Source organism: Metabacillus mangrovi, assembly GCF_009711125.1.
Taxonomy (GTDB): Bacteria; Bacillota; Bacilli; order Bacillales; family Bacillaceae; genus Metabacillus_B; species Metabacillus_B mangrovi.
Window position 1 is genome coordinate 134,004 of the sequence record NZ_WMIB01000004.1, and the last position, 18,206, is coordinate 152,209.

The 18,206-nt window shown below is 45.6% G+C and carries 19 protein-coding genes; 4 read left to right on the top strand and 15 right to left on the bottom strand.

Annotated elements, in window-relative coordinates; translation table 11 throughout:
• Positions 1-297: 297 nt before the first annotated feature.
• From GKZ89_RS06880 to GKZ89_RS06920, 10 genes are all read right to left on the bottom strand, one after another.
• Positions 298-1,842 carry an ATP-binding protein gene (locus GKZ89_RS06880; protein ID WP_162356557.1) on the bottom strand — a complete coding sequence of 515 codons (1,545 nt, stop codon included), beginning with the start codon at positions 1,840-1,842 and terminating at the stop codon, positions 298-300.
• A gap of 218 nt (positions 1,843-2,060) precedes the next feature.
• Complete coding sequence (ptsP, locus tag GKZ89_RS06885; protein ID WP_155111660.1) at positions 2,061-3,779, bottom strand: phosphoenolpyruvate--protein phosphotransferase; 1,719 nt, start codon at positions 3,777-3,779, stop codon at positions 2,061-2,063.
• On the bottom strand, positions 3,779-4,045 hold the full coding sequence (locus GKZ89_RS06890) for a phosphocarrier protein HPr (RefSeq protein ID WP_155111661.1): 267 nt from the start codon (positions 4,043-4,045) through the stop codon (positions 3,779-3,781). Before GKZ89_RS06890 ends, ptsP begins: the two co-directional genes overlap by 1 nt.
• 99 nt (positions 4,046-4,144) lie before the next feature.
• Positions 4,145-6,247 carry a glucose-specific PTS transporter subunit IIBC gene (ptsG, locus tag GKZ89_RS06895; RefSeq protein WP_155111662.1) on the bottom strand — a complete coding sequence of 701 codons (2,103 nt, stop codon included), beginning with the start codon at positions 6,245-6,247 and terminating at the stop codon, positions 4,145-4,147.
• 232 nt (positions 6,248-6,479) lie between these two features.
• Positions 6,480-7,325, bottom strand: a complete 846-nt coding sequence (glcT, locus tag GKZ89_RS06900; RefSeq protein WP_162356560.1) for a glucose PTS transporter transcription antiterminator GlcT — start codon at positions 7,323-7,325, stop codon at positions 6,480-6,482.
• A gap of 115 nt (positions 7,326-7,440) precedes the next feature.
• Complete coding sequence (locus GKZ89_RS06905; protein ID WP_155111664.1) at positions 7,441-7,851, bottom strand: DUF6843 domain-containing protein; 411 nt, start codon at positions 7,849-7,851, stop codon at positions 7,441-7,443.
• A 117-nt stretch (positions 7,852-7,968) separates the two neighbouring features.
• The gene (locus GKZ89_RS06910; RefSeq protein WP_155111665.1) at positions 7,969-9,012 is read right to left on the bottom strand and encodes an oxidoreductase; all 1,044 of its coding nucleotides are present in this window, start codon (positions 9,010-9,012) and stop codon (positions 7,969-7,971) included.
• A 453-nt stretch (positions 9,013-9,465) separates the two neighbouring features.
• Positions 9,466-9,549: a putative holin-like toxin gene (locus GKZ89_RS21570; RefSeq protein WP_430696903.1), complete on the bottom strand. Its 84-nt coding sequence runs from the start codon at positions 9,547-9,549 to the stop codon at positions 9,466-9,468.
• A 213-nt stretch (positions 9,550-9,762) separates the two neighbouring features.
• Positions 9,763-10,002 (bottom strand): hypothetical protein, encoded by a 240-nt coding sequence (locus tag GKZ89_RS06915; protein ID WP_155111666.1) that lies wholly within the window; start codon positions 10,000-10,002, stop codon positions 9,763-9,765.
• Positions 10,003-10,089: 87 nt separating this feature from the next.
• On the bottom strand, positions 10,090-10,299 hold the full coding sequence (locus tag GKZ89_RS06920) for a hypothetical protein (protein ID WP_155111667.1): 210 nt from the start codon (positions 10,297-10,299) through the stop codon (positions 10,090-10,092).
• 191 nt (positions 10,300-10,490) lie between these two features.
• Here GKZ89_RS06920 and GKZ89_RS06925 point away from each other — a divergent pair, with 191 nt between their 5' ends.
• Together GKZ89_RS06925 and GKZ89_RS06930 are read left to right on the top strand one after the other, a co-directional pair.
• The gene (locus GKZ89_RS06925) at positions 10,491-10,709 is read left to right on the top strand and encodes a hypothetical protein (protein ID WP_155111668.1); all 219 of its coding nucleotides are present in this window, start codon (positions 10,491-10,493) and stop codon (positions 10,707-10,709) included.
• A 133-nt stretch (positions 10,710-10,842) separates the two neighbouring features.
• Entirely contained in the window at positions 10,843-14,016 is a 3,174-nt protein-coding gene (locus GKZ89_RS06930) for an efflux RND transporter permease subunit (RefSeq protein WP_155111669.1), read from the top strand.
• A gap of 59 nt (positions 14,017-14,075) precedes the next feature.
• Here GKZ89_RS06930 and GKZ89_RS06935 read toward each other — a convergent pair whose 3' ends face one another.
• The 4 genes from GKZ89_RS06935 to GKZ89_RS06950 form a co-directional block, all read right to left on the bottom strand.
• A complete protein-coding gene (locus tag GKZ89_RS06935) occupies positions 14,076-14,264 on the bottom strand; it encodes a YvrJ family protein (protein ID WP_155111729.1) in 189 nt (62 codons plus the stop codon).
• A gap of 53 nt (positions 14,265-14,317) precedes the next feature.
• Positions 14,318-14,533 carry a DUF2922 domain-containing protein gene (locus GKZ89_RS06940; protein WP_155111670.1) on the bottom strand — a complete coding sequence of 72 codons (216 nt, stop codon included), beginning with the start codon at positions 14,531-14,533 and terminating at the stop codon, positions 14,318-14,320.
• Between the two features lie 16 nt (positions 14,534-14,549).
• Positions 14,550-14,768 (bottom strand): DUF1659 domain-containing protein, encoded by a 219-nt coding sequence (locus GKZ89_RS06945; protein WP_155111671.1) that lies wholly within the window; start codon positions 14,766-14,768, stop codon positions 14,550-14,552.
• A gap of 222 nt (positions 14,769-14,990) precedes the next feature.
• The gene (locus GKZ89_RS06950; protein ID WP_155111672.1) at positions 14,991-15,359 is read right to left on the bottom strand and encodes a PilZ domain-containing protein; all 369 of its coding nucleotides are present in this window, start codon (positions 15,357-15,359) and stop codon (positions 14,991-14,993) included.
• A 149-nt stretch (positions 15,360-15,508) separates the two neighbouring features.
• On the opposite strand from GKZ89_RS06950, the gene GKZ89_RS06955 reads away from it, so the two are divergent.
• Complete coding sequence (locus GKZ89_RS06955; RefSeq protein WP_155111673.1) at positions 15,509-15,985, top strand: hypothetical protein; 477 nt, start codon at positions 15,509-15,511, stop codon at positions 15,983-15,985.
• Positions 15,986-16,072: 87 nt separating this feature from the next.
• On the opposite strand, the gene pfkA is transcribed toward GKZ89_RS06955, so the two are convergent.
• Positions 16,073-17,032: a 6-phosphofructokinase gene (pfkA, locus tag GKZ89_RS06960; RefSeq protein WP_155111674.1), complete on the bottom strand. Its 960-nt coding sequence runs from the start codon at positions 17,030-17,032 to the stop codon at positions 16,073-16,075.
• Between the two features lie 193 nt (positions 17,033-17,225).
• Between pfkA and GKZ89_RS06965 the strand changes: the two genes are divergently transcribed.
• On the top strand, positions 17,226-18,197 hold the full coding sequence (locus GKZ89_RS06965; RefSeq protein ID WP_155111675.1) for an EAL domain-containing protein: 972 nt from the start codon (positions 17,226-17,228) through the stop codon (positions 18,195-18,197).
• Positions 18,198-18,206: the final 9 nt, after the last annotated feature.

Genomic DNA, 18,206 nt, shown 5'->3' on the forward strand with positions numbered 1-18,206 from the left:
GAAAGGGGAAGGAGCCAGATTTCCTTATTCAGGCACTCGAGCCCATGGAAAAAAATCGTTAGTCATTTTCCTGCAGGGCTCGTTTTTCTTTGCTTCGCATTTATCTCCTGCTTAAATAAAAAGCTCTGTTAAACTTGGTGGTTGATTGCAGCTAGCAGGCGTTCGCTCCAATCAACAAGTGCGAAAAATCAACACTATGCTTTAACAAAGCCAAATAAAAAAAGGAAAACGCCAGGGGCGTCTCCCTTTAAAATCTTTGCAGCAAGTTAAGTTTCGGACTGTGTTGTTTTTAGCAGGTCAATTCATGCATGGCAGGGTCAGTGTTACAGCCGTGCCTTTTCCTTCTTGGCTTGTGATTTCCATCGAACCGCCGTGCTGGGCGAGAATCCGCTCAGTAATAACGAGACCAAGGCCGGTCCCCTTTTCCTTCGTTGTATAAAAAGGTTCTTTAATCTTTTTTAATTCTCCGGCTGGAATGCCTGTGCCGGTATCTCTTATCACCAGTACGGCCTTCTTGGTCTCAAGCCTTTTAAGGGTGATGTAAATGTTGCCCCCGTTTGGCATGGCGTCACTTGCATTCTTGAGGAGATTGATTAAAATCTGCTTCAGCTGATTACAGTCTCCTTCCACCATGCAGGGCGGATTTCCTTCTGTTTTGACAGCGATATTCTTTAAAGACATTTCCGTCCCGAAAAAAGCGATGGTTTCGTCTAATACATCACTTAAATTGAACAGAAGCTTTACGGCAGTCTGTGGTTTGGAAAGCACCAGAAACTCGCTGACAATATCGTTCACTCTTTTTAATTCTGCAAGCATCAGTTCTGTATAAGGGTAATCAGCCGGTTTGCTTTCATGCAGGATTTGCAGAAAACCCCGGAGTACGGTTAAAGGATTTCTGATTTCATGGGCGACTCCAGCCGCCATTTCTCCTGCCGTCTTCAGCTTTTCCGCCTGAATCAGGATCTGTTCCTCGGTTTTCCTTGCTGTAATATCACGGATAATCTCCGATCGGGCAATCAGTGTGCCCCTCTCGCTGAATATCGGGGAAACAGCCACTTCCACCTCAAGCAGCCGGCCATCTCTGGAGCGGTCCGTCCGCTGAACCCAATTGTCAGGACTGTCGCTTAAGGCGGTCCCGTTTATGTAATCTCCATAAGGATAGAGCTTCCCGGTTATTTCTTCCTCCGGACACTTGTAAAGCTCTTCAAAAGCAGGATTTACAGCCATTACTCTGAATTCGGAATCGAGAAGCACGATCGCATCCTTGCTTTGCGAGAAAAGAAGTTCGAGCTGGGCTTTCGTTGAATCCAGCGTGCTTGCCAGTTCCTCCTGTTTATCATGCACCTGCTCCCACAGCCTTCCGATAAAGCGCAGGTAATAAAGCTGAAAGAAAATGATCAGCATCGTAAACATCAGATAATACGCGATATCTTTTCTTGTATGATCCAAAAGGAGCAAATCAAAGCTTGAATTGAAAAAATACAGCTGCAGAAAAACAGTGGCTGCTCCCGAACCAATCAGCAGCTTGCGGTCCTGGTAGACGGTGCTCATCAGAAGGGGAAGAGCAAGAAACATAATATTTACAAATGCCGGAACGGTCCAGTTCAGCATGATCAGGTATCCATAAAGGATCAGCAGGATAGAAAGCGTCACAATTTGCGGCTTCAGCTTCTTTTCAGCAGTAAAAAGATAGATAAAAGTGAAACTGAACAGCAGGCAGTAAATCCAATAATCACGGACTCCGCTCATTGCAAAAATAAAGATCAGATCCAACACATAAAATGCCAGGAGCAATCTTATTAAAAACCGGTTTCGTTTCTTAATCAGCTGCATTCTATCCATATAAAACCTCATCTTCGCCAATATCTACTGATTCGCAGCTGCTTCTGCGGCATCGGCTGCTTTTTCCCGCTTACAGATTTGCTTGCAGCATGTCAGGATCAACTCATTCAGACATTATACTTAGCATCATTATAGCATTTTCTTCCTGATAAAGGCCCAGTTTTCTACAAAAAAATGCAAAAAAAGACAGGTCTGCACCTGTCTTTTTTCAGAAAAACTTATTCCACATTGAAAGTGGTTTTTACGAAATCAATGACTTCCTGTGTAGTCTGCATACCAAGAATCTTTTCTTTGTAAGACGCAGCTTCTTCTTTTGAAAGATTTAAAATCTGCGTTCTTGCTGGCAGGATGGAAGTCGCACTCATGGAGAACTCATCTAATCCAAGGCCGAGAAGAATTGGAATAGCAATTGGATCGCCTGCCATTTCTCCACACATGCCTACCCATTTGCCTTCTCTATGAGCCGCTTCGATGACCATTGTGATCAAGCGGAGAATGGCTGGGTTGTAAGGCTGGTAAAGATAGGAGACCCGTTCGTTCATCCGGTCGGCAGCCATCGTATATTGAACGAGGTCGTTTGTTCCGATACTGAAGAAGTCGACTTCCTTCGCGAACGAATCCGCCATAACAGCTGTCGATGGAATCTCAACCATGATTCCGATTTCAATCTCATCAGAAACAGCTGTTCCTTTAGATTGAAGCGCTGCTTTTTCTTCAAGCAGAACCGCTTTTGCCTGTCTGAATTCATCCAGGGTCGCGATCATCGGGAACATAATTCTCAGGTTTCCATAAACACTTGCGCGAAGCAGAGCGCGAAGCTGGGTTCTGAAAATATCCTGCTCTTCCAGGCAAAGACGGATGGCACGGAAACCGAGGAACGGATTCATTTCTTTAGGAAGGTGAAGATATGGAAGCTCCTTATCTCCGCCGATATCTAGAGTACGGACAACAACCGGCTTGCCTTCCATGTTTGTAAGTACCGCTTTGTATGCCTCGAACTGCTCGTCTTCAGTCGGCAGCTGGTCACGTCCCATGTACAGGAATTCTGTACGGTAGAGTCCAACTGCTTCTCCGCCATTCTCGATTACGCCTTTAACATCTTTCGGCGTACCGATATTTGCAGCAAGTTCAACGTGCTGTCCGTCCTTTGAAACGGTTGGTTCGTTAACAAGCTTGGCCCACTCCGCTTTTTGAGCTTCGTGTTTCTTTTTCTTGTCTTCGTATGCCGCAATCGTTTCAGAGGAAGGATTGATGATGACATCTCCGCTCAGACCGTCCACAATAACCATCGTTCCATTCTCGATTTTCGCTGTAGCTTCTTTCGTTCCTACTACAGCAGGAATTTCCATCGAACGGGCCATGATGGCAGAGTGGGAAGTCCGTCCGCCGATATCCGTCGTAAATCCAAGTACGTATTGGCGGTTAAGCTGTGCTGTGTCAGAAGGAGTCAAGTCTTCTGCTACAATGACCACTTCATCGGAAATCAGAGATGGACTTGGAAGCTCAACTCCGATCAGATGGGCGATGACACGTTTTGTCACGTCGCGGATATCCGCTGCACGCTCCTTCATGTATTCGTTGTCCATCGATTCAAACATGCTGACGAACATATCTGCCGTTTCTTTCATCGCAAACTCAGCATTTGATGCATCACTGCTGATTTTATCTTTAACTGGATTTAAAAGCTCCGGATCACTTAGAACAAGCAAGTGGGCAGCAAAAATCTCTGCTTTGTCTTTTCCTAGTTCCTTAAAAGCGTGTTCCTTAATTTTTTCCAGCTCTTGTTTAGACTTTTGAATGGCTTCTTCAAACCGGCGAATCTCTGCATCCTGATCCGCTACTGTTGTTTTGGACACAGTAAGATCTGGTTCTTCAAGGCGATAAGCTTTCGCTATCGCAATACCGGCAGAAGCTCCGATACCTTTAAGTTCCAGCATTATTCCCCTAGCCCTTCGTTTTTCATAGTTTCTTCAAGAGCAGCTACTGCTTCATTCTCATCAGAACCGGCAGCAGTGATTTTGATTTCGGAATCTTTAGCGATGCCAAGAGACATAACACCCATAATCGATTTAAGGTTCACTGTTTTACCATTGTACTCAAGGTTGATATCTGCATCAAAACGGCTTGCAGTTTGCACCAATACCGTTGCAGGACGTGCATGAATTCCGGATTCCGCAGTTACTTTAAATGTTTTTTCAGCCATGTTTATCTTCTCCTTTATCGCTATGCATATTTTGTATTGTTCACAATATGTTATCTTACCAGTCCCGCTTGTCATCTGACAAGTGGGACTGCATGATTGTTATGATTTCGTGATTTTTACAATGTTCTTCTGTTCAAGTTTAACATCATTTTCAGCAGTCAGTTCCAGCACTTCGCCTTCTTTAAGGTTCGTGAAGACGATTGGTGTGATGGTTGATGGAGCGTTGGCTTTAATAAACTCCAAATCCACTTCAAGCAGCTTCTGCCCTTTCTTCACAGTGTCCCCTTCGCTGATGAAGGACTGGAATCCTTCTCCTTTCAGGTTAACCGTGTCGATGCCTACATGAATCAGGATTTCATGTCCGCTTTCGGAAAGAATTCCAATCGCATGCTTCGTTGGGAAGATATTTAATATTCTCCCGTCTACAGGTGATACAACCGTACCTTCAGAAGGCTCGATAGCAAAACCATCACCCATCATTTTTCCGGAGAATACTTGATCCGGCACTTCTGTGATCGGAAGGATTCTTCCTTTGATCGGTGAAACAAAATGATTTTCATCAAAATGGTTCTGCAGCGCCTCTGGATTCACTTCTTCGATTTGCTGTTCGACTTCATCAGCCATGTTTACAGGCTTTTCAGGACGAGGGCGTCTGCCGGCGATCACATCCTGGATCTGCGATTTAAGGTTATCGGATTTTGGTCCGAAAATAGCCTGGATGTTGTTTCCGATTTCAAGAACTCCTGAAGCACCCAGGGTTTTAAGGCGGTCTTTTTCAACCTGTTTCACGTCTTGAACTTGAACGCGCAATCTTGTGATGCATGCATCAAGGTGTTTAATGTTTTCCTGTCCGCCAAGTGCCTCAAGAACGTCAAATGGAAGGTCGCCCGGCTGTGCTGCAGCTCTTCCCTCTTCTGCCTCAGCAGATGCTTTCTCGCGTCCTGGAGTACCAAGATTGAACTTGCGGATCGCAAAACGGAAGCCGAAGTAGTAGATGACAGCCAGTACGAGTCCGACTGGAATGACCAGCCACCAGTCTGTACGGTTCGGCAAAATTCCAAATAGAACATAATCGATGACTCCTCCTGAGAAGGTCATACCGATTTTTACATTGAGGATTTGCATGATCATGAAAGAAAGACCCGCAAACACTGCATGAATAGCAAACAAGATAGGTGCTACAAAAAGGAAACTGAATTCAAGCGGCTCAGTGATCCCTGTAAGGAAAGAAGTCAGGGCAGCAGAGCCCATGATTCCTGCTACGAACTTTTTATTTTCCGGGCGCGCTTCATGGTAAATGGCAAGAGCGGCTGCCGGAAGACCAAACATCATGAATGGGAATTTACCTGTCATAAACGTACCGGCTGTCAGCTCGGCTCCATCCTTAATCTGTGCCATGAAGATCCGCTGATCTCCGCGAATCAGTTCTCCGGCCTGATTTGTATAGTTGCCGAATTCAAACCAGAACGGTGCATAGAAGATATGATGCAGTCCGAACGGAATCAAAGAACGTTCGATTAGACCGAATACGAAAGCGGCCAATGTTGGATTGGCATCGAGCAAACCTGTTGAAAAAGCATTCAGGCCTGTCTGAACCGGAGGCCAGACAAACAGCATGATCAAACCGATAACCAGTGCAGAAACAGCGGTTACAATTGGAACAAAGCGTTTTCCAGCGAAAAATCCAAGGTATTGGGGAAGTTCAATATTATAGAAGCGGTTGTACATGGCTGCAGCAAGCACACCTATAATAATACCCCCAAAGACCCCTGTTTGAAGCGTGGCCATTCCAAGCACTTTCGCATATTCGGGGTGACCCGCAAGGAAAAACTGAGCCTGCTCTACAGCATCTGTAGGAATTTGGCCTGTTTGCGTCAGAACAGCACTCATCGTTACGTTCATGACGAGGTATCCGATGATTGCCGCAATTCCGGCAACACCATCACCATTAGCGAGTCCAATCGCAACCCCTACTGCGAATAGAAGCGGCAGATTCGAGAAAACGATGTCACCTGACGATTCCATAACTTTTGCAATTAGTGTGAACGTTTCATTTGTCAGTGCAGGTATTTTAGCAGTCAGCTCCGGATTTTGCATCGCATTACCAAATGCAAGCAGAATCCCGGCAGCCGGCAGAATTGCAACCGGAAGCATCAATGCTTTCCCGATCTTCTGCAAGACTCCGAATAAGTTTTTAAACATTCGATTCAAACCTCCTTGATTTTAGTGTGCGCGAGCAGCGGTTAAAAAATCCATACATGCTGATTGAAACCGTTTTCTCACAAAGGAATATGACCCCTTTATTTGAAACGCAAAAAGGCATGGTGAAGTAAGGTATTGCAGGTTCTCCAAATAGGCGCTTCTCCAAATGGGAAGCTGAGAACTGCACCTCGTTCACTCATGCCTGATCGAATCAGTTACACGCTGATACCGGTTACGATATTTTATTGGATAAACGGTATAAATGCATCGTCAGATAGACTGCTTCAGCATTATATACGGGTTTTTTAAGCGTTTGCTGCATCACTTTAATTAATTTCCAAGCCGTATTATAGCATAGAGGATATTCGTTTTTCAACAGGTTAGCCATTTTTTCAGGTTCCTCGACTTTTTCGCCGGCAAGCACCCTGTCAATCGTGAAACGGATATGACGGACAAGCCTCATGTAATTGACACTTTCACGGTCAATCACGATCTTCAGGGAATCTTCTATGATTCCAGTCAGAACCGCAATCAGCTGGGACGCCTGGTTTACCTCGCTTAATGGTTTATCCGTAATCGCCCCATGGATATGGAGAACGATAAATCCCACTTCCCCCTCAGGAAGTTCAACACTGAGCCTGTCCTGAATGATCTCGACCGCTTCTTTGGCAAGCTCATACTCTAAAGGATACAGCGTCTTTGTCTCAATAAGGAAAGGATTTCTAAGATCAAGCCCCTGTTTCAGCCTTTTTAAAGCGAAGGAGATATGGTCGGTCAAACCGATATGAATATGTTCATTAAGAGGCTGCTGCAACTTGGATTCAATATGCTCAATGACCTCATGAATGACTGCGATGACTTCTTCATCAATGGAAGGAAGCAGCATTTTATACTGTTCCTGCTCACGCTCATTTTTCAGCACGAACATCTTTTCATAGGCATCTTTTTCAATCCGGGCGCCTTTTGTTCTGCCGAAACCGATTCCCCTGCCTATTAGCACAACCTCTTGAAATTCCGGGTGATCGGCAATCAGCACGTTATTATTAAGGACTTTCTTAACGATAAAGGGCGTTTCCACGACCAACCCAGCTCCTTTTCATGCTATAACCCTTCATATCGTACAGGTCTTTCCTCCGTACGTCAACGAATATTGTCGTTTATTGTAGAAAAGCGCCGGATTGAGTGAAGTCCCATTATTGGTGCTCGGGCTTATATTGGTTTTTCCTGAATTGATCATCTGTACCGACAAAAAAGTACTGTTCTGTCCGTTTATCCGATTCTCTGCCGCTTGAATTGCCATGAATCATTTTATCAGGGTTCAGCTTTGTTTTACTGCCGTTATCGTCCACATAATAGTAGTCGCTGTCCGCCCAGCCTTCATGAATGAGACTTTCTTCTGTTCTGATCAGCCCATTTGAATCTGCCTTAAGGACAGGTACTTTCTTTTCGGAGGCAGAGACATTTTTCTGGCCTGTGTATTCGATTTTCACCCATCCTGTATAGCCCTTGGGAATGAGAAACGTCCGGGGGGCAGTCTGGTCATCTTCCTTGCAGCCTGCAAGCAGCGTTACAGCTATCATCAGTAAAGCCATGTACTTCTTCATGGTATTCACTCCTTTGCCCTTATGTTGGCAAAAGAAAGAGCCGCTTATACTTTACAGGGTGACGCCAAAAAGATCTTCCTTTTAATAAAAGGCCAGAGGAAGCCGGAACAGACCGGATCAGAAAAACGGAACAGACCGCTTTTCTTCTGCACTCATTTTTGCACATTCGATCACCTTAATGACCCTGGCTGCAGAATCTGCCGTAACCGGCACGTCCCCGCCTTCACGTACAGCTTTATAGAATTGGTCATAGTATGCCATATACTGTCCCGGGATCGTTTCTACACGGCCCTTGTAATGAAGACCGCTCATTTCTGTATTGAGAATCCCCCACTCCTTTTCCTCTTCAGTTCCGGTTAAATCCGTCGGAAGCGCTCCCAGTTTAAGGCGTCCCTCCTGTGGATCAATGCCATATTTCACAAAAGAACCTCTGCTGCCGTGAACGAGGTATCGGGGCCCCGGTTCACGGACGAGCACTCCTGATTTCAGCTCCGCCGTCAATCCAGGATAATGCAGCCGGATGGAAAAGGCATCATCGGTATGCCCTCCTTCACGCTGAACCCATATATCCGCACTGATTTCATATGGCTGCCCGAACAGGGTAAGGGCCTGATCAATCAGATGGGATCCAAGATCATAGACAATCCCTGCACCCGGCTGGGCTTTCTCCCGCCACTGATCCGAATTCACTTCTGTTTCAAACCGGTCAAAATGAGCTTCATATGAATGAACGTTGCCAAGCAGTTCCTGATTAACTATCGATTGTACGGTCATGAAGTCCCCGTCCCACCTCCGGTTATGGTAAACAGACAGGAGCAGGCTCCTCTCTTTGGCCAGTTCCTGGAGCTCATATCCTTCCGCTGAGGCAATCGTGAACGGTTTTTCCACAATCACATGCTTTCCTTTATAGAGCGCGTCTTTAATCATCGGGTAATGAAATTCATTGGGTGTGGTGATAATCACTAATTCGATTGATTCATCTTCAAGAAGCTCCTCATACGAGCGGACCCGCTGAATATAGGGATAAGCGGTTTTAGCCAGGTTTTGGGACCGTTCTGCTACTTTAGTTAATTCAAAGCCTGGATGTACATGGAGGAATGGTGCATGAAAAACCTGTCCAGATAATCCAAAGCCGACCAGTCCTGTGCGAATTTTTTCCATATTAGCGCGACTCCTTTGCGGATTAGTAAGAATACGATCTGTCATCGGGAAAAGATACAGCATATGTGATGGATAAATACCCCATCTGTACAACCTTTAAGCAAAGGAAGCCTGCATGATAGGAATGAACGACGCGATGCCAGCAAGGAGCAAAAAATGCAGCTGAAGCAGAACAAGGGCCTGGATACCGGGTCTGGACAAGAGAGGGATGCACGAAAAAGAAAGACTGAAGGAAAAAAAGGAGGCCGGTGAAAAGCCATCAGGACTGCGGCCTTCTGCCCGCCCTGCCATGTCCCGCCGGACGGAAAAGGCAAGAAAAAAGTGCAGGTTAACAGACACTTGTGTTATAATTTTATTGGATTACATTTCAGTTAAAGGCTGAATAGATGCGCCAACATCTATTTCAGCCACAGCAGAATTACTCAGGGATTCAGCCTTCTCTAATAGAGAGGGCTATTTTTTTCTCGGAAAAGAAAGAATCGCGATGATCATTGAACCGAACGTGAGCATCAGAATTAAACTCTCATAAATGGTCACGCTGCCTCACCCCCTTTCCGCAAGGGGACTCTCCCGTTATCCGGGCAACCTGCTGCAAGTCCATTATAGCACATCCATGCCTGTAAACAGAACAAGTGTTTGGTAAAATAAGTCCTATAGCCCAGTATCTGCCGAACAGCAGTGCCTTTAAATGATAAAAGTTATACTTGGCCGGCTAATAAAGAACCCGCTCCGGTCACCGGAGCGGGTTCTTTATTGATGCTGAACGGCATTATAGGAAATCTGCAGCTTAGCAAGGGTTCCTTTGAGCAAATCTTCATGGCTGGCATCTCTTTTTCCGTACATCGCAGATAAGTCCCCGACCGACCTCGAAAGCAGCTCTACTGCAAGCATAAGATCTTTTCTGTCCCCTTCATACCCGTCTTTAAGCAAGGTTCGCAGGATCTCCTGTGACAGTTTATGAAGTTCTTTCAGCTGTTCCTTTTCAGACATACCCAACACCCCTTTGTATAGTGTATGTGCTGCCAATTCAACTCATATCTGTTATGTATATTATTCGCTTTCAGGCAGGCTTTTCCTTTATTTTTTCGCTCTTGGCGGAACATAATCGTAGTGACCTGATCTGATTCGTTCCCGGAAAACAGCAAGATCGTCTAAAAGTTCCTGATAAATGACCCCTTCAGCCAACTCCTCCTCCATGACTGACACAATTCTCCCTTCCGTAAAATCCATAATTTTAATGACTCTTTTGCCTTGTATAACAAATGTGTACATGATCCGGTGTCTCATTTCCATCTTCCTCCATATGAACCAGCAATATAATTAAGAACAAACGTTCCTTTATAGTAGCATAAAGCACATACGTTCGCATATACTGGTTACAGAGAAAGCTTTTTTTAAACTTGGCTGTTGAGCAGGCAGTAAAATTACCAGCCTGTTTCAGTATTGCTGCCTATAAAGAACAGCGGGAGGCTGAGAGCATGAATTATCATCTTCAGTTCAGCAAAGATCACCAAGAACCGGTCCAGATTATTTATATGTCTGAAAAAGGTGTCCTGAGCCAGCGGAATATCATCGTCACTAAAATTGCAGGTAATCATGTAACAGCCCATTGCCTCCTGCGGGGCGGGGTGCGCATTTTCCGAAAAGACCTGATTCTTTCCGCCGGCTCACGCTCATCCAGGAAGAAGATAAGCTGACTGCATGCTGATGCAGCAGCTTTTTTTTCACTTCGACACAAATATTTCAGTTTATCTGGTGCTTTTTTTTTGAAAAGAATGTATAGTTATCTTGTATAACTTTTGTATAACCATAAACCGGAGAGGTGTAGCCATGAATTTTCTGACCAAATTTAGCTTAAAAAATGCAGTAGCTGTATTTATCATTTCCTTTTTACTGATCCTTGGAGGACTCTACAGCTTTTCCCAGCTCAAAGTGGACCTTCTCCCAAACATCGAGTTCCCGCAGCTGTCCGTTGAAGCTGTCTACCCAGGTGCATCTCCTGATGATGTAAGCGAACAGGTGACTTCCAAGCTTGAAGATGAGTTCAAAGCGATCGATGGCGTTAAGAGCATTACGAGCTCCTCCTACGAAAGTGTAGGGATCATTAACCTTGAATTTCCGTTTAACACGGACATTGACAAGGTTGAAGACCAGCTTAACACGCTGATACAGGAGGCGAACCTTCCGGATACCGCAGAAACTAAGGTAAACCGCTTTTCATTTGGCACCTTCCCGATCTTCAACATTTCACTTTTTCAAAAAGAAGATGCTGATATCGAAAATCTCATTCAGGATGAAGTGATTCCAGAACTGAATAAGATTCAAGGAATCAACAGTGTTTCGGTTGGCGGACTGAAGGAAGAAGTTGTCCGTATTACCGTTGACAAAGAGAAGGCTGAAGAAAATGGTCTGGCTTTGTCCCAAATCAAAGATAAAATCAACGAAAAATACTTATCCTTCCCAGCCGGAAACATTACGGAAAAAGAAACGGAAATCCCTATCCGGGTTCAGGAAGGGTTAAATGAAGTTGAATCACTGAAAGAAATGCAGATATCTGCTCCGGCATCCCCTCCTCAGGCAGGCCCTCAGCAAAGCGGCGGCCAGCAAGGATCCGGGCAGGCAGGTGCAGGAGAAGGCCAGGCAGGACAGCAGCAGGGTCCCCCGTCAGCACCCCCTTCCGGTGCACAGAGCGCCCAGCAGCCTGAACCTGTGAAACTGAAGGATATCGCTGAAATCGAAACGATTACGGACCGTCCTGAATTAACGAGATACAACCTCAAGGATTCCCTGTCGATGGCGATCACCAAAAAGCAGGATGCAAACACAGTTGAAGTAGCAGACAGCGTCCTTGCAACACTCAAAAAATACGATGATGAAATTGATTACTCCATCGGATTCGACCAGGCAGAAGGAATTGAAAAATCAGTGGAAACACTGATCAAAGAAGGCTTGCTTGGAGCACTTTTCGCATCACTTGCCGTTTTGATTTTCCTGCGTAATTTCAGGGCAACCATCATAGCGATCATTTCCATCCCGCTCTCTCTGCTGGTTACTTCCATCTTCCTTAACCAGCTTGATATTTCACTGAATATCATGACTTTAGGAGGAATGGCTGTTGCCGTAGGACGTGTGGTGGATGACAGTATCGTTGTCATCGAGAACGTTTTCCGCCGTGTGCGCAAAGCAAACAGCCCTGTAACGAACGAGCTCATCCAGGACTCTACAAAAGAGATCTTAAAAGCAATCACTTCATCCACTATTACAACAGTGGTCGTTTTCCTTCCGCTTGGATTTGTAGGCGGAATTACCGGAGAGTTCTTCCTTCCGTTTGCTTTGACCATTATTTTCGCATTGCTTACATCACTGCTCGTTTCCATTACGATTGTACCGATCCTTGCGAAATTTTCATTTAATAAGGTTCCAAAGGAAGAAAAAGAAGGACCTCTGCAGAAGTTTTATGCCGGAGTGATTGAATGGTCTCTGAATCATAAGATCGCTGTTATTGCCGTATCGTTCCTGATGCTTTTCAGCTCTGTTTTTCTGGTAAGCGGACTCGGATTTACTTTTATTCCAAACGAGGAGCAAAAAACACTCGTGGCAAGCGTAGAGCTTCCTTCCTCAACTAATCTGGATAAAACAAATGAAGTGTCCCTGGAACTTGAGAAGATGTTTGATAAGGAAGAACCGATCGAAGAAGTTACGACAGGTGTAGGGAGCCGCGACTTCAATACCGGCCTTAAACGGGAGAATAAAGCCAATTACTTTATTACCTTAAAAGACGGAACCGAAGTGACTGAATACATCAAAGATCTTCAAACCAAAATGGAAGAGATTGCTGAAAACAAGGCTCCTGAAGCGAAACTTGGCATTCAGGAACAAAGCAGCGGCGGTCCTCCATCCAATAACAATGTGAATATCGATCTGTATTCAAATGATCTTGATCAATTATCCGCTGCAGCGAAAAAAGTAGAAGATTATTTGAATAAGAATGAAAGCCTGAAATACGTATCGAATAACTTTGCCGAAAAGCAAAAGCAGGCAGTCGTTGAAATAGACCCTGATAAGGCGGACGAATACGGAGTCTCTGGCTTCCAGGTGCTTGGAACCGTGTCAGACCAGACAAAACCGGTTGACGTTGGTGACCTCGAGCTTGACGGACAGGAACGAAGTGTAGAGCTGAGCTATGATGAAGATGTTACATCCGTAGATGCACTCAAGGACACGACCATCTTCAGTCAAAAAGGGCCTGTAAAACTATCTGATGTTGCAGAAGTTACGGAAAAAGACATCTTCACTTCCATTCAGCGTTTGGACGGAAAAGTGTATGCACAAGTAAGTGCTCAAATTACAGGTGATAACATTGCTGAAGTTTCCTCATCAGTAATAGAAGGGGTCAAACAAGATGTTGATCTGCCGGATGGCGTCTCTCTAGAAGGCGGAGGCGGAAGCGATGAGACCGTCGAAACGTTCCAGCAGCTCGGGCTGGCAATGCTCGTTGCGATCGGACTCGTCTATATCACGATGCTGATCACGTTCGGTAAGGCACGGATCCCATTCGTCATCCTGTCTTCACTGATCTTTGTACCGATAGGCTCCCTTCTCGGTTTGTATCTGGCAAAAGAACCGTTGAGTGTCAGTGTGATGATCGGTTTACTGATGCTGATCGGAATTGTTACAACCAATGCGATCGTCCTTGTTGACCGGATCGGCCAAAACCGGGAAGAGAAAGGACTCGTCATTCGGGAAGCACTTATTGAGGCAGGTAAAACGAGGCTTCGTCCAATATTAATGACAGCCTTTGCTACAATCGCTGCCCTCCTCCCGCTCGCCTTTACGACATCATCAGGGACATTGATATCCAAAGGCCTTGCGATCACGGTTATCGGCGGATTAACGTCCTCCACTCTATTAACCTTGATTATCGTGCCTGTTGTGTATGAGCTGTTCTTTTTCAAGCAGTCTAAAAAAGAAAGAAAAAAAGCTTCAGCCGCCGCTGAAGCATAAACAAAGAACCGGCCCGGTCCTGGGCCGGTTCTTTCTATTCTCTTAGCCCCGGGCTTATGCTACCGGGCTTTGTCACTGATATGAACCCTGCTGATCCGATCGACTGCGCCCTCTTCATACATACGGGCCGGCAGAGAATGCATCACTTGGATAAGGACGTCAAGCTTGCCTTCAATCCGGTGCATCAAATACATGGTGACGACAATCGGAAAACCGGTGTTTCCAATCAGCTGCAGCCATTGCTCCATCATTTGCCCCTCCTTTAAAACGGGGACCTGACACTCGTCAGATCCCCGGCCTTTTAAATGCTGATTTCGGTTACAGTGCGGTCAACTGTCCTCGCACCCTTCTTCAAGGTTAGATCTCCTCCGCCGGAAGTAAAGATCCCCGCATTCAGAAGACCATCCATTGCTGCTGTGATTTCTTCCTTTGTCAGTGTTTCTTTCGGAGCATCCACAGATATGGTCACTGTTTTGCCCTCTTCGTTCACAAACTGCATTTCCAGGGTTTTTGCCATTAGTCCCACTCCTTAATTAGTTTCGGATTTCATTTGAATCAAGTCGTTCTGCTGCGAAAAGCGGATACTGCTGAAGACCGGAAAGGATGACTGCCGCTGCAAGCATTTGATCCGCATCAGCTGATGATTTTACATTGCTGTACGTTTTCGATTTGAATACTTGTTTGCCTTCCGGATTTTGCCCTAAGTCATATACCAGGCGAAGCTGTCTGTCAATCAGGATTGTTTGTGCCATGTTTCTCACCCCCTTTCGCTATAGCAATACAGGAAAGAGGGCAGAAAGTAGCGAAGCATGTCAGAATCTTTTTTTATCAGCCGAGACCTGTTATGCTTTCGCACGGTCAGTTCCGGCCATTCCCGGCTCCATAGAGAAGAGACGTGCCTTCCCCTCTTACACTTCAAGTCCAATCTAAAAAACCCCCGGATGCCATCCAGGGGGTTCAATCGTTCTCAGTTTTTACATTTTAGGGTTGTGCTGTGCGTAATCTTTGAGCTCTTTTACAATCCGGTCTCGTAAAATTTCATCCTCTTCTGTGCTTCTGATTCCATATTGAAAGCCGGAGTTGACTCTTTTCTTCCACATCGGCACCCCTTTAATCTCTAATTCCTCATTTCTGATTTTAAAGAAAATGGAGAGGATCAGCGGCTCTTCCATTGGAAGCTCCAGATGGGTCATCAGCTTCAGCCCTGAAGGACTGATGTCGGCGATTACAGCCTTTCCCTGTTTCGTACTGACTGATTTTCCGCCTCTTTCTGCAATCGAGAAAGAAGCATCAATGGGATCAGAGAATACAAAACGGAAGGATTCAGACCGGTTATAGCGCATATGGCAATCTCCTTTCCTGCATATCTTTCTATAGTAAAATTAGCCCATAAAGGGAATAATTTCAATCCTTTTTTTCAAAAAGCGCATCTGAGATGTATGCTCTCTCTCTCATCGGGAAGCCTATTAAAAACAATGATCGGAGTCTGGCAATGAAAAAGACGGGAAAATTGGAAGCCGTTTTATGGAGCATCGCTTTTCCGGGCTTTGGCCAGCTTTTAAACGGCCATTTCGGAAAAGGCATCGTGTTTATTGCATTGGAAATTGTCATTAATGTCAATGGTGCGTTCAATTTGGCCATCAAGCACAGTTTTAACGGTGACATTGCAGAGGCTTTCCAGTCAGCAGACCTGCAGTGGCTGATGTTTTATCCTTGTGTATACTTTTTCGCCATGTACGATGCCTATAAGTATGCAGGCGGTGCTTCTCCCCCGTACTCGTTCCTTCCATTTGCCTTTTCAGCTTACTTTGTTACAGTAGGGGTCATGCTTGCGGAAAAGATTGTTTTTTTCGGTGTGCAGCCCGGTCCTGTATGGGTTCCTATGATCTTTACAGTGCCGGGGCTTGTTTCAGGGTTCGCAGTCAGGGCCGTACTCCTGAAGCTGAAAAAAAGTAAACCTTCCTGCTGAGCCTCGGTCAAAGCTGTTCAACCCCGCCGCAAATCAAAACACCCCGGAATGCTTCCAGGCACTCCGGGGTGTTTTACGTATGCTGCGTCAAATCGACAGTTCTTGCGAAAGTATATAAAGATTTTCAGGCAGAGGGTCTTTTTTTCCGGCTATTTCCTGTAAATCAAGGTCAACAATCTGTTCCTTGATTATGCCGATTGCTCTTCCGCCTTTGCCTTCAAGCAGCAGTTCCACTGCTTTCGCACCCAAGCGGGAGGCAAGCACACGGTCTCTTCCTGTAGGTTTGCCTCCCCGCTGAATATGACCGAGTACACTAATCCGTGTCTCCAGCCCGAATTTACCCATCAATTCTCCAGCGAGATCATCGGCACTGCCGACACCCTCCGCAAGCACGATAATGGAATGTTTTTTTCCTCGGCTGATGCCGCTGTTCAGCCGTTCCATCATTTCCTCAAGTTCATGCGGGTGTTCCGGAATCAGGATTGTTTCGGCACCGCCTGCAAGTCCCGACCATAAAGCGATGTCTCCGGCCCTGCGCCCCATCACTTCAATAATAAATGTACGGTCATGGGAAGTAGCTGTATCCCTGATTTTATCAATTGCATCGACGACTGTATTCAATGCTGTATCAAAGCCGATTGTATAATCTGTGCCTGCGATATCGTTGTCTATAGTTCCAGGCAGGCCGATGCATGGAAAGCCCTTCTCGGTAAGTTTGGCAGCCCCTTGATAAGAGCCGTCGCCGCCAATTACGACAAGGCCCTCAATACCAAGCGCCTTTAACTGACTGATCGCTTTATACTGTCCTTCATCTGTTTTGAATTCTTCCGACCTTGCCGTATAAAGCATCGTACCGCCCCGGTGTATGATGTCCCCTACAGAACCGACCTCAAGCTTCTTGATCTGTCCCTGCATGAGTCCCTGGTAGCCCTGATAAACCCCGTACACCTCAAGACCGCTGAAAATTCCTTTTCTCACGACAGCCCTTATGGCTGCATTCATTCCCGGAGAGTCTCCTCCGCTTGTCAATACTGCTATTTTTTTCAATCGTTTCACCTCATCATGTCTCTTCATATACGATGCTGCTTCTACTATAATCCCCCGCATCGGTTTTCTCAAAACAAAACCCTTAAAAGCTTAAAATGACAATATTTCATGCATGGTACTTCAAACCAATAAAGCAGTCTGGTAAAATAGACTTATTACGAATGAACCAAATCTGATTAAAGGAGTCTATTTAATGAATTGCTCAGCTTGCTCACCCGATCTTGCCATTCCCTCCGCAGGGTACCTAATTATTGATTCAGCCACGGGCGAATCTGATACACTGCCTTACAAATCCGAACACCATCTTGCTTCTCTCCTCGAAGAATGCAATAAAAGAGCAGATGTACAGCACCTGAGAGCGGCTCTCACTGAAGACCCCGGCCTTCCCACAGCCTATTCCTCTTTCAGTTATGTGTTTGAAAGGGTGGTGTCGAAGGAAACGGTCGACATCATCATGGAAGGAGATTTCTCAAGCTTTTTTCAGCCGATCATCCAGATGGAAAGCGGTCAGATCTTCGGTTATGAATCTTTGCTGCGGCACGCTCAGCCTGCCTTCACACCCTATAAGCTTTTTGATACAGCCATTAAGACCGGCTTACAGTCCGTCCTGGACCGGAGAGCAAGAGAACTTGCCATCATCGCACGTTCCAAAAGCGTTAAGAGAGGCATAAAATCGTTTATCAATTTTATCCCCTCCTCCATTTACAATCCTGCTCATTGTCTTCAGCATACGTTCCGGATGGTCAAACAATACCGGGTTTCCCCGGAAGATCTGATTTTTGAAGTGGTGGAAACAGAAAAAATCAATGATATTGATCATTTAAAAAGCATCCTGGACACTTACCGGGCGAACGGAATGAAAGTTGCTCTTGATGATATGGGAAGCGGCTACTCCACCTACGAGGTACTCGAGCATCTAAAGCCTGACTTCGTCAAAATCGACCGGAGTTTTATTTCGGACTGTCATAACGATTCAGAGAAACAGTCCTTTTTAAAAAATGTCCAGGCACTTGCCCAGGATCTTTCCATCACCGTACTTGGCGAGGGGATTGAAACCGCTGAAGAATTTACCTTTCTTCAGTCTATCGGAATCGCTCTGGGTCAAGGATATTACATCGGCAAACCTGCACCGGAACCTGCCTCCGGCCACTTGCTGTTCGCTTGATCAGCAGCT